The following is a 12,285-nucleotide window of genomic DNA, read 5'->3' as shown; positions in this document are numbered from 1 at the left end:
CCCATCTTTCCGATATCTTTATGTGCTTACCTATCATGATAACTATGTTGAAGCTAATCAGTACTTCTGCCCTGCCACCGTTTTAGGGGAATGCAGTCAATGTCTAACTGGTCTAAAGCACGAGCTACCACAAAATCCACCAAATCTTCGATGGTTTGAGGGTTATGGTACCAAGCCGGGATAGCTGGCACAATTCTAACTCCTGTTTCTGCTAACCTGGTAAGATTACGCAGATGGATTAAGCTAAAGGGTGTTTCACGAGGTACGATTACTAGCTTACGCCCTTCTTTAATTTGAACATCTGCTGAACGCTCCAGCAGGTCAGTACTGAAGCCCGCAGCCATTTTCGCTACGGTATTCATACTACAGGGCATGATCAGCATTCCTAAAGTACGGAAAGAACCACTAGCAATGCTGGCTCCCACATCCCCCCACCGATGACAAATGAGTTTGCCTCCCTGATAGACTGCTGCTTGCTGACGCCAGAATTGTTCTTGTAGATCGGGTTCTGGAGGCATACGAATATTTTGCTCTGCCTGCCAAACCATATAGGTAGATTTTGAGGCCACCAGTTCAATAGCATAGTCAGCCTCTAGTAAATATTTTAAAGCCCGTACAGCATAGATTAGCCCAGATGCACCGGTGACACCAATAATTAAAGGAGTTGTCATTAGTCAGTAGTCAGATCATGTCCGGTTGGTAAGTATTCAGCCGTCAGCTGTCAGCCGTCAGCCGTCAGCTGACGGCTTAAATTAAACCTCGTTCGCGTAGCGTGCGCATAGCGCTAATCGCTGACCGCTGATAGCTGATAGCACCTCAAGTAGCGTGCGCGTAGCGCATATGCTTACTCTGGTTGAATACTTATCATTGAAGGGTGTTCGTCAATTGTTAATTTAAAATTGTGAATTTCAAATTGTTAATTAACAAAAAGGAATTAACCCTATTATCATCAATAATATTATAAGTGATTAACCGGACTTAATATCATTTCATTGGTAGGGTGAATCTCATTTTTTCAATTAGGCAAACATTCTCATAAAATTACCGCGCCCGGGCCCCACACATCCCTTTTTTTACAAATATGAGATGCACCCTCATTGGTAGTGAGTAGTGAGTGGTTAGTGGTTAGTTAACCTTCTAGTAACCTACTAACCACTCACTAATAATTTACTCCTCTAAATCTTCGTTACTAGCAAAACTACCGCCGCTTACGGTTACCAGGTCAATTTGTTGACGGTAATAATCCACACTCTTGACTTGGACTTCAACGCGATCGCCTAAGCGATAGGCAGTGCGATTTTTGCGACCCACTAGGCAGGCGTGACGGGAGCGATACTCGTACCAGTCATCCTTGAGAGAGCTAACGTGAACCAATCCTTCTACTAACAAGTCTTCAATTTCGACAAAAAAGCCGTAGGATTGAACCCCAGTAATCAGCCCACTGAAGATATCTCCTGTACGCTCTTTCATCTGTTCAGCTTTCTTTAAGCCCTGTAAATCCATCTCTGCATCCATGGTGATTTTTTCACGGTCATTGAGATGGGGAATTAATGTAGTTAACTGATTTTCTAACTCTTGGTGAATTTCTGGTGGTAAAACATTCCAGTTTATATTACCTTGACAGCTGCTATGATTCAGATTTACCCGGTCTTTGGAACGGGTAGAACGACGGTCTCTTCCTTTTTCAAATACCAAATGTAGTAACTGTTGTACCCATAAATCCCCATAGCGCCTCAGTGGTGATACTCCGTGAGTATAGCCAGTATCCAATGCTAGACCAAAGTGAAATCCTGGTTTAGAACTATAACCTGTTGGTTTTAAGGTTGATAACAACAAATAGATCAATACTTTAGGTGCTATGGATTTGGCAAATAGCTGGGTAAAGCCCTGATAGTCTTGAGGGGTAATAGTTTCCTCTTGCTCAAGCTGCATATCTAGCTCTAGATTTGTGCCCAACCTAATCAAATCCTGAAGCCCATCCCAATCCGGTAGCCCCTGGACACAGTAAATCCCTGGCAAAGCTAGGGCTTGGATGTGGGTAGCTATGGCGTGATTGGCTAAGATCACTAATTCCTTCAACAAAGACTGCATTGGTACTGTTGAAGAAACCTCCAGAGCCCCCACTCTTCCTTCATCTTTATAGGGGTATCGAATCTGGGACAAATTTAGGTCAAAGGCACCCCGTTGCTTTCGTTGCGCCCTGACTGCTGGACTCAAGGTAAAAAACAGTTCCTTGAGTATGTCCACCACAGGTGCCAATTCTGAGTCAGCTTCCTCATGTCCCCCCAGAAGGGACTGAGCCTGCTCATAACTGAGCTGGTAGTGTACCTGGATTATGGAAGGTTGAATCTGATATTCTACTACCTTACCAGCTTCGTCTAGAGTGAGTAGTACCGACATGGTTAAGCGGTCTTGACCTGGTACTAGGGAACAAAGCTGGGTAACAGCTTCCGGTAGTAAAGGCAATATCACATCGGACAGATAAACTGCTGTACCCCTTTTTCTGGCTTCATCCGCCAAGGGAGAGTCTTGAGGGACAAAGTAAGCCACATCAGCAATATGTATCCCCAGTTGCCACTGATTTGTTTCAGTTTTTTCTAGAGTAAAGGCGTTTTCTACAACTACCTTTTCTGAGTTAGCTAGCTTATCTTCAATGGTAATGGTCAGAACCTTTCGCAAATCTAGGCGGTCGCTATAGTCGGATTTTTTCAGCTTTTTCGGTAAGTTATCAGCGGCTAGAAGTACCTCATCAAGGAAGTTAGAGCGTAAATCGTGCTTACAACAGACAATGTCGGTGTCAGCTGCATCTTCTGCATCACTTCCTAAAATACGGGCAACTTTTCCAACGGGAGGGTTTTGTCCGAGGGGGTAGCGTAGCACTTCTACATGAACCAGATGATCCACTGCTCTGTCTAAGGTTTCCTCATCCGGTTCAAGATCTAGTTCAAACAAGAGTCGGTCATCAAGGGGAAAGGCTCGGTAACCATTACCAATTTCCTTGACTCGCGCTAGCACTGAGGGATTGACCCGTTCGAGAATTAACCGCACTTCTCCTTCAGGAGAGCGGCGTCGGCTACCTTCTTTGGTAACTTTCACTAGGACGCGATCGCCATTCCAGGCAGTACTGAGATTGCTCTCCCGAATGTAAATATCATCGGCTCCCTCGACTTCTTGGATGGCAAAACAAAAGCCTTTACTGGAACACCGCAGCTTGGCTTCCACCACGTCTTCTTCATAAACACGCCGATACCTGCCGCGATCTTTGACCAGAATTCCTAATTTTTCCAGTGCATCCAGGGCAATCTGGAGTTTTTTGAGACCGTCTTTGTCTTGGCAACCAAGTTTTTTTTCTAAGACTTTGGGTGCCACTAGTTTATCATCAGTAAAATTAGAAAGTAATGTAGCGATTGAAAATTCCATCCAACAATCCTTTTTGTCTGATCGTGGTTTTTGCTTGTTGCCCTTAAGACTATGCGATCGCTAGGGTAGGACAGTCCCTGATGCGATCGGGTCATCGGCTGAACATTGAAAGGCAAGCCAGGTGTAGACTTCCCCAGCAGCAGAGAATAGTGCATCAGTATTCCCGGGTAGCTGAACTTGTTCCACCCCTTGTGTTTCTTTCCCAGGAAAGGGTATCCACTGATGGTTTGCCTAAACTGGTTAACCGACTCTGTTGTTTTTGTTCCGAAGCAAGACTAAGGTCAGGGTAACTTTTTAGGCTAATGACTCACCTAACAAAGCCTGCAGGATTTTTGAGTCAGAGGTTGGTCAATAGCCAGTGATTCAAACGCCATGGCACCTTCTTTGAGTTACGGTTTGAGGCTCCAGGACGATTGTTTCGTTGGCGAAGTTGTGATCAAACGGGTACTAATCAGGCAGTTATGTATAAGAAGCAACCGATTCCAAGAGCAAGAGTGAGAATGTCCAATGCCACCCAGTTTCTTTGGCTAGAACTCTTATGTTCAGACACTGCAATACTCGGAACCATTAAGCTTGCTGGTAACTTAGTCCCCTTGCTTTGCCGATGCTTTAGCCCCTGGGGCAAAAGAAGCTTAGCTTAGTCTGGTCAGCCTCGGAACTGTGTCCAAATTCCGCAGTTATATCTACTAGTCTACCTATTGGGCAACCGATTGGTCACGCTTACGCCCTAAATTCAGATTTGCTGAATCGTCATACTGACTTGCGTAGGCTAAAAGGCAACGGACTACATCAGGAGATAACAGCTCTTGTGGAACATAGTAGGTGTGGGCAACGAGGGGAACTTGGAGGTACCCGCCCTCTGATTTCCTGTTCCTAGAGCGCCTGGGAAAAAGACACTTTTGTTTTATTTAGCTGTACTGCTCGACTGGATCAGGAACACCACTGAAATTCCTTTCTCCTACGTCTGTTGAAGATTTGAACCACAGAAGGCTTTAGCGCGAGCTTACCAAAGATATTTTTATTATATAGCAAAGGGAGTCGGGAGTCGGGAGTCGGGAGTCGGGAACAAAAATTCTCACAATTCCGACACTGATTGCTATATTATATTAATGCAATAGATAAGCTCAATTTTCCTAGGGGTAAAGAACTTGGCAGGTGCTCCCAGGAATAAACTACAAAGACTAGAACCCATTGCACGAGGGGGATTGCCTGTAGACGATCAGGTGCAGGCATCCTACCTGGAAGCAGGAATAAAACCTCAAACTATTCATAAATGAATGTTTTTATTGATAGCAATCCGTATCGTAATTGAGATAATTTTGATGCCATATTCCCTGTTCCCAGATCCGCTGTTCCCAGATCCGCTGTTCCCTCTGCTACAGTTCTCGGGTCAAGCTATGCTATGATGTAATGCTTAGATTTGGGCAGGAAATGGTTTTATGTTTACTCAGTTCCGAGATCGTTATCCTCAAGGCAGCTTGATCAGCGATCTGATCGCGATTGACCATGGTCAGTACATAGTACGTTGCTCCGTTAAAGTTGAGGATACCATTTTGGTCACTGGTCTAGCTGCTGCCCAAACCGTTGAATTAGCAGAAGATCAAGCCAGACTTAGAGCCTTAGCTGCTTTAGGTATGGATAGCACCAAAGGGATTGATCAAAACAAGGATAATCCCAGAGCAAAGCGTGAGGTAAATCTGCCGCTGCAACCATTGCCTCGCTATGATGTTGGCTCGACCTCAGCAAGTCAGGAACAGACCCAACCCAATCATCATTTTACTCAAGCTACTCGAACCGGTGACACCAGTAGTTACTCTTTCTCAGAGTCAAGAGCTAGAGAGGTTAGGGAAACCGCTGCCAATATCCCATCAGTAGAACCAGCAAGGAACTTTAGCAATGATTCCTTCTCAAGGGAAGTAGAAACCTCCTTGCCAGCTGACATCCCTAAGAAGAGGGAGCCAATTAGCTACCAGACCCCACAACCTGATCCTCCAATCCAGTCATATTCTCAACATACCATGGATACTAACACCAGTGACATGGGATCATCGAGTCTTCCGATTATTGACCATTCTGAAATCATTACTAAAACCAATGTAGAAATGAAGCGTCTCGGTTGGACAACTCAACAGGGGAAAGACTATCTTCTACAAACTTACGGTAAGCGATCGCGTCAGCTGCTCAGTGACGATGAGTTAATGTCTTTTTTGAGGTATCTAGAATCCCAGCCAATACCTTCAGATTCGTAAGTTATTAGCTATAGGAAGGGGAACAGGGAACAGGGAACAGGGAACAGGGAACAGGGAGCAGGGAGCAGGGAACAGGGAACAGGGAACAGGGAAAAAATCCTATGTAACTCATAGGTAACAAAAACGCTGTAAGTAACATTATATTAACAACAAAAGCGATGCTCAGCAAAGAGTATCGCTTTTGTTTATTAACCTGATATCGTCAGCTATCAGCATTCATCATTCAGCTGACATTTTTCTAATTAAATTATCTGCAAATTGCTATAAATATTGTTCCTGAAATTATAACAATCATCAAATATTATTACTATTCCCTGTTCCCTATTCCCTATTCCCTATTCCCTGTTCCCGATTCCCGATTCCCGATTCCCGATTCCCGATTCCCGATTCCCGATTCCCGATTCCCGATTCCCGATTCCCGATTCCCTGTTCCCTATTTAATCCCTCTAATTATAACGTTCCAATTAATTGCAACTTCTCCATAAAACCCCAAAAAAAATTTTTTCAAAACCCTTGACATTTTTATTTGTAATCATTATGATTATAGTTATAACGTCGAGTTCAATAGTTCAAACATGTCAACAGAATTTAACCCAAACCTAAAAAAATACCCTGTTGAGCACACTCTGAAAGGCTCTCGTAAAGCAGTAATCTATAGTATGCACACCCTCTATGTATTTGGGTATGCAGAGATTTGCGAGTGGAGCCCTCTGGAGCCGACTGAAGTTCCAGGGGAAGTAATGACTACCATGATGAAGTATTGGCTGTTGCCATAACACCTTAAATTTCTGGGGGGGTTTCCCCCCTAGCAAAGGCTCCTGGTCTTATAAAATAAGATCACATCAGGTTTGGTTTGGAATCTGACTGACATGACAATTTCAATCCACTTACTGTGGCATTGAAAAAGCCGTAGACATAATATCTACGGCTATTTTTTTTTATTTTTAGACTTATTGCCTATTGCCTATTGCCTTTTGCCTATTGCCTAGGGCGTGTTTTCAAAGTTTTCCGCAAGATTTAGATCCCCCCCAGCCCCCCTTAAAAAAGGGGGGAGCCATACTCAAAGTCCCCCTTTTTTAAGGGGGATTTAGGGGGATCTCCGAGTTTGAAGACACGCCCTAGTCTTGCCTTTTTCTCAAAATATCTTACTAATCAAAGCTGGTAATTCCTTACATATAGTAACCAGATTAGCAGTAGGAGACAAAGCAGCAGCAGTTCTGATGTAACTGCTCACCGCAATAAAGATGCTCTATTGACAACGGAGAAGCCAAATTGAACACTTGGGTGTATATAGCAATCCTAAATAGGATGTAATAAGTGATCGGCTAAAACCCAGGTAGAGCAAGGATCGAATTTCAGAAATTACCACGACCTATTAAGGAATTGCTATATTGGCTCTTATGACTCACCGTTCGCTCACCCTTGGTGAGCCATTCGGAATCACAATGTCAAAAAGCTACGACATAAGGGTTGAAGGAGATATTGGGGTTTCCCAAGACTGGGATCGCGAATCTCAAAATGCGTACGCGAATCTCAAAGTGCGATCGCAAATCTCAAAGTGGGTTGGCAAATGAACAAACAGTGAGATATGAGTCATTGTTAGCGGACAATATCCGCTTTCGAAGAACCTGAGGACTGGAATAGCTTTACCATTCGACCCATGAAAATAAAACTATGGTTTACTCTAATTGTCAGGAAAACTCCAAGCCTGGGGGACTTCGACCAGCCAAAGACAATAATTCACATAAAGCAGCGATGTTCCAAAAGAACCGCTTCGCGAACGCATTATTTCCTTGTAACCGCATCGTTTCCAAAAAACTAAACATTTGGGCGACTAACTGTGCCCCCCAATCGCTTCTTGCCCCACCACTGACTTTGCGATGTATCACAATTGGGCGTAAAGCTCGCTCAGCATCATTGTTATCAGGTTTGACCTCTGGATGAGACAAAAAAGTGAACCACTCATTCCAATGACGCTGTAGTCGTTGAATCAATCTCAAAGTATCTGAGGGAGGGCTTTCCTTGAGTGTCTCTTCTAAGACTTTTTTAAGAGAAGCTTCTACACTTTCTCGTTGGTCATTGAGAGTTTGGCAACTAAGTTTTCCTTCTTGATAATCCTGATAGCAACTGCGAGCTTGCCACAACACTAATTGCACTTTGCTCGCAAACTGTCGATTGCCTTCAAAGCGACTGGTTAAGAGGGCTTTTAAGTCTCTCTCGAGATGGGCTAAACACTTCTGCTTGGCCTGAGCTGCTTGTGGAGAGTAGGCACTAAAACAATCAAAGCGTGAGTATTCCCTCAAACTCAGCTCCCAGTAATTTCTCTAGTTCAGCACTACTGCGTGTGGGTGCTAACATCAAGGCACATACCTGGTCACTGGTAGCTACCCACAACCAATACTTAATGCCATCTATACAGTAGGTCGTTTCATCCACACACCTGACCCCTGGCTGTCTGACGTAGGTTAGCCATTGTTGGTAAGAAGGCTCCAAACTCTCTTGGAACCAGCGTTGCATTTTTGCCAGACTTCCCTGAGAAATAGGAACCCCCAAGACATATTCGACAAAATATTCCTGTTTACGCCACGTCAAGTTGCCCCCATACCCTAACCAGCCCACAATGCTACAGAGTCGTCCCCCATAGCTGAATCCTTCTTTGACTCCCCAAGGCATAGAGCTATAACCAGACCATCCACAATTGGGACAATTGTATAGAGGGCGGCGATATTCTCTGATTTCTATTGGTTGCTCGACTACTTCAGCTACTTGCTGGACTTTTTGTGGAGCTTCTTCTACTACCTCTAAGGAAGTAGCGCACATGGGACAGCTTTCTAGCTCGATAGTCACTATTTCGTCAGGAGTGCCAAATCCGTTACGGGTTTTTCCTTGATGATTATACGAAAGGACCGCGCTTTTTCCCCTTTTTGCGCTTACTTTTGTTGCTGGGCTTTTGGAGTTGGTCAGAGGAAGGAGGGACTGAACTATTTTTCGAGGAGCGGTTTTTGAGCTTGTCTCGCTCCTCCTTTAATTGTTCTATCTCTTGCTGCTGCCCAAAGATTTGTCTTTGCTGCTGTTCAATCACTCGTTGTTGAAGGGATAGTTGTTGTTGCAGCTTCACGAGCCACTCAACCAGCAGTACATTGGTCACCAACTGTTCGGAGGCGACGCTGATGACGGACTGGGAATTCTCGGTGGCGGTTGGAGTCATAAGAACCAATATACATCCAAGTGTTCAATTTGGCTTCTCCGTTGTCAATAGAGCATCTTTATTGCGGTGAGCAGTTACGTTCTGATTAGCATTTTCATAGCCTTGTTGGCTATTTTCTTGACAGTACTATCTTCAGAATTAGTTAAAGCAGAAGCGATGTCTTCAATTTGTTCTAGGGCTTCTGCTTTATCGTCATCATCCAAATCTTCTGCTAAGACTGCGCTTTGCAGTTGACTGAGTAATTCCTTGAGTTGTTTTTTATCAGACTCAGGCTCACCATCAAAGCTAGGTAACTGGTTGATAGTATTGGTAACCTTACCACTAATATCACCTAAGTTAAACCAACCAGCACTACTACTTGTAACTTTAGCGTTGCCAGATATGTTACCAGATCCAGATATATTTATTTTGGAACTTTCATCGTTACTATTAGCCATGATTTCAGAAAAATCTCCATAAATATTACCTTGTTGTGATAATAGCAAGAATAATTGTTGAATATCGCCTTTAACCTGAATTGATTTATTAATATCTTGTTGATCGTTAGATATTAACTGGTTCAAACCTATTATATCATCAAGTAAACTCAGAACATTCACCATCTGATAGCTTTCTTGACATTGAATGGTGTATTGCTGGTCTGCTATAAATTTTCGCAATCTTTCAAAGGGATAAAAGAATGGTGACTGACTGTCTTTACACGTAGGACAATTACAAGGTATTAACTTACTGTACTTCAATCGGTTATAATAAGCATTTATTCTATCTAGTTCGTAAGCAACTATGGTTAATAATTCCCGCTTATGTTTACCATAAACCTTAATTTGAATCTGGCGTTTGCCGTAATATTCAATCACTTCAGCTTTGGTTTTGTCCTTAGTTAAGATGACGCCACTTTTCCAAACATATTCTTGTTGGTCAATATACTGGTGCATCACCACAATAAAGCGAGTGATAATACCCTTGGGCATAAAATCAGGATAAGTGTAGCGTAAAATCAGATTGTGGGATGGATTCCAGTTATAGTCTGGTTGGTTATCGCTGAGGAGTTGAGGGGCGATCAACGTATCTTTGCAATCAGGAATTTCATAGCAAAGTTGGAATTTCTTCATTAGCTCTAGTAATTCTCCTCTCCTAGAGGCATACTTGTCGTCTTTCCAAATACGTTTTAAATCCTTGCGGGTAAACTTTCCTTTGTTATTTTTAACGTTAGGATTATCTAGCACTTTGTAAACCGCATATGTACCCCATTCAGGTTTAAGAATGGCTGTTTTATATAACAACGAATCTTCTTGATCCTGGAAATGAAGACATACCCCTAAATCATGGAGATATCCGCTTAACTGTAATTTATCTTCTAGTAAAGTAAATCCATTGGTTTCACAGATATCTAGATATTCCTCAAGAGAGATATAATCCCGGGAATCGTTTTCTAAGGCTTGACGAACCTTTACCCAAGTTTTGGGTAATGCTTGTCCCACGTGAGGTAAATTTTGAATGTGATATTGAATAGCACCGATAATCTCTGGTAACCCTCGGTCAGTTTTGAGGTTAGTAGCCAGAGTTTTTTCGAGATTGGTAAACTGTCCTCGCAAAGCTCTTTCGTTAATTTCCCTTCGGCGGTCTTGTTTCTCGTTTTTAATAATCAACAGGGGGCTATTGTCACTAAATTGTTCTACACTATTGAGCCAATAATAAAAATCCGTATCTTCTTTCCGACTATCCGCCACTAAAGTATAGAGAGAACGTTTAGTCAAGAAAAACTGATGAGTAGCATGATAAATTTCTTGCCCGCCAAAATCCCAAATATTAACCTTAAATTCTCGTTCGTTATCTAGAGGGAAACTCCATTTAATAACATCAATGCCTTTTGTAGACTTTTGATTGTCTTGGAGTTGGTATTCGCAGTCTTGAATTTTTTTAGCTAAACTAGTCTTGCCTGCTCCGGCCTCGCCGACAATCAACAACTTAGCTTCATAGATATAATCTTTTCCTTCTTCCCTTAATTGGCGCAAATATTGTTTAATGGCATCTACCCCTTTACTGACAACTTCTGGTGGTGGGACAACCAGGGGATTACCCGATAAATCTAACTTGGTTAAATTGGAAAGATTGCCAAGAGATTCGGGGAGATGGGTTAGTTGATTTTTCTCTAAATCTAGCTCGGTTAAATTGGAGAGATTCCCAAGAGATTCCGGCAGTTTGGTTAGTTGATTAATCGATAAATCTAGGTTGGTTAAATTGGAGATATTTCCAAGAGATTCCGGCAGCTTGGTTAGTTGATTAGTCCTTAAACTTAGCTTGGTTAAATTGGAGAGATTCCCAAGAGATTCCGGCAGCTTGGTTAGTTGATTAGTCCTTAAACTTAGCTCGGCTAAATTGAATAGATTCCCAAGAGATTTCGGTAGATTGGTTAGTTGATTATGCCATAAATATAGCCTGGCTAAATTTGAGAGATTCCCAAGAGATTCCGGCAGATTGGTTAGTTGATTACTCGATAAATATAGCCTGGTTAAATTTGAGAGATTCCCAAGAGATTCCGGCAGATTGGTTAGTTGATTAGCCGATAAATCTAGCTCGGTTAAATTGGAGAGATTCCCAAGAGATTCTGGCAGGTTGGTTAGTTGATTATCCGATAAATCTAGCGTGGTTAAATTGGAGAGATTACCAAGAGATTCTGGCAGATTATTTAGTTTATTTTCCGATAAATATAGCTCGGTTAAGTTGGAGAGATTCTCAAGAGATTCTGGCAGGTTGGTTAGTTGATTATCCGATAAATCTAGCGTGGTTAAATTGGAGAGATTACCAAGAGATTCTGGCAGGTTTTTGAGTTGATTACTTTGTAACAATAGCAAGATTAAATTGGAGTAATTACCAAGAGATTTCGGCAGGTTATTTAGTTGATTTCTCGATAAATTTAACTCGGTTAAATTGGAGATATTTCCAATTGAGTCCGGCAGTTTTGTTAGTTGATTAACCGATAAACTTAGCAAGGTCAACTTGGAGAAATTTCCAAAAGATTCCGACAGGTTAGTTAGTTGATTCCTCGATAAATCTAGTCTGGTTAAATTGGAGAGATTCCCAATAGATTCCGGCAGCTTGGTTAGTTGATTAAACGATAAATCTAGCCTGGTTAAATTGGAGATATTTCCAATAGATTCCGGTAAGTTATTTAGTTGATTACTCCATAAATCTAGTCTGGTTAAATTGGAGATATTTCCAATAGATTCCGGCAGGCTAGTTAGTTGATTACTCGATAAATCTAGTCTGGTTAAATTGGAGATATTCCCAATAGATTCCGGCAGCTTGTTTAGTTTATTATCCGATAAATCTAGCTGGTTTAAATTGGAAATGTCATTAATATTATCTGGCATTTAATATATTTGGTTGCCGCTTAATTTTAAGAAT

At 42.2% G+C, this 12,285-nt stretch carries 8 protein-coding genes and 1 pseudogene; 4 read left to right on the top strand and 5 right to left on the bottom strand.

Annotated features, from left to right (window positions below; translation table 11 throughout):
- Positions 1 to 53: 53 nt before the first annotated feature.
- The 3 genes from F6J90_RS15550 to F6J90_RS15540 form a co-directional block, all read right to left on the bottom strand.
- Positions 54 to 671, bottom strand: coding sequence for a flavin prenyltransferase UbiX (locus F6J90_RS15550; RefSeq protein ID WP_293095152.1), 618 nt, complete (start codon positions 669 to 671; stop codon positions 54 to 56).
- 496 nt (positions 672 to 1,167) lie between these two features.
- Positions 1,168 to 3,420, bottom strand: a complete 2,253-nt coding sequence (locus F6J90_RS15545; RefSeq protein WP_293095149.1) for a ribonuclease R family protein — start codon at positions 3,418 to 3,420, stop codon at positions 1,168 to 1,170.
- A 60-nt stretch (positions 3,421 to 3,480) separates the two neighbouring features.
- Positions 3,481 to 3,606 carry a hypothetical protein gene (locus tag F6J90_RS15540; protein WP_293095146.1) on the bottom strand — a complete coding sequence of 42 codons (126 nt, stop codon included), beginning with the start codon at positions 3,604 to 3,606 and terminating at the stop codon, positions 3,481 to 3,483.
- A gap of 962 nt (positions 3,607 to 4,568) precedes the next feature.
- On the opposite strand from F6J90_RS15540, the gene F6J90_RS15535 reads away from it, so the two are divergent.
- From F6J90_RS15535 to F6J90_RS15520, 4 genes are all read left to right on the top strand, one after another.
- Positions 4,569 to 4,697, top strand: a complete 129-nt coding sequence (locus F6J90_RS15535; RefSeq protein WP_293095143.1) for a hypothetical protein — start codon at positions 4,569 to 4,571, stop codon at positions 4,695 to 4,697.
- Between the two features lie 162 nt (positions 4,698 to 4,859).
- Positions 4,860 to 5,669 carry a hypothetical protein gene (locus F6J90_RS15530; RefSeq protein WP_293095140.1) on the top strand — a complete coding sequence of 270 codons (810 nt, stop codon included), beginning with the start codon at positions 4,860 to 4,862 and terminating at the stop codon, positions 5,667 to 5,669.
- 575 nt (positions 5,670 to 6,244) lie between these two features.
- Positions 6,245 to 6,445, top strand: a complete 201-nt coding sequence (locus F6J90_RS15525) for a hypothetical protein (protein ID WP_293095137.1) — start codon at positions 6,245 to 6,247, stop codon at positions 6,443 to 6,445.
- 669 nt (positions 6,446 to 7,114) lie between these two features.
- Entirely contained in the window at positions 7,115 to 7,243 is a 129-nt protein-coding gene (locus F6J90_RS15520) for a hypothetical protein (RefSeq protein ID WP_293095134.1), read from the top strand.
- A 117-nt stretch (positions 7,244 to 7,360) separates the two neighbouring features.
- On the opposite strand, the pseudogene F6J90_RS15515 reads toward F6J90_RS15520, so the two are convergent.
- Both F6J90_RS15515 and F6J90_RS15510 read right to left on the bottom strand, forming a co-directional pair.
- A pseudogene (locus tag F6J90_RS15515) lies at positions 7,361 to 8,886 on the bottom strand (IS66 family transposase).
- Positions 8,887 to 8,951: 65 nt separating this feature from the next.
- A complete protein-coding gene (locus tag F6J90_RS15510; protein ID WP_293095130.1) occupies positions 8,952 to 12,251 on the bottom strand; it encodes a COR domain-containing protein in 3,300 nt (1,099 codons plus the stop codon).
- Positions 12,252 to 12,285: the final 34 nt, after the last annotated feature.

Origin of the sequence: Moorena sp. SIOASIH, from assembly GCF_010671925.1 — a bacterium.
Lineage (GTDB): Bacteria > Cyanobacteriota > Cyanobacteriia > Cyanobacteriales > Coleofasciculaceae > Moorena.
Note: the sequence above shows the minus strand (reverse complement) of the source record. Positions and strands in the feature narration are given on the sequence as shown.

Coding starts and splice junctions, on each gene's coding strand:
- F6J90_RS15550 (WP_293095152.1), bottom strand. CDS start 671: ATGACAACTCCTTTAATTATTGGTGTCACCGGTGCATCTGGGCTAATC.
- F6J90_RS15545 (WP_293095149.1), bottom strand. CDS start 3,420: ATGGAATTTTCAATCGCTACATTACTTTCTAATTTTACTGATGATAAA.
- F6J90_RS15530 (WP_293095140.1), top strand. CDS start 4,860: ATGTTTACTCAGTTCCGAGATCGTTATCCTCAAGGCAGCTTGATCAGC.
- F6J90_RS15525 (WP_293095137.1), top strand. CDS start 6,245: ATGTCAACAGAATTTAACCCAAACCTAAAAAAATACCCTGTTGAGCAC.
- F6J90_RS15520 (WP_293095134.1), top strand. CDS start 7,115: ATGTCAAAAAGCTACGACATAAGGGTTGAAGGAGATATTGGGGTTTCC.
- F6J90_RS15510 (WP_293095130.1), bottom strand. CDS start 12,251: ATGCCAGATAATATTAATGACATTTCCAATTTAAACCAGCTAGATTTA.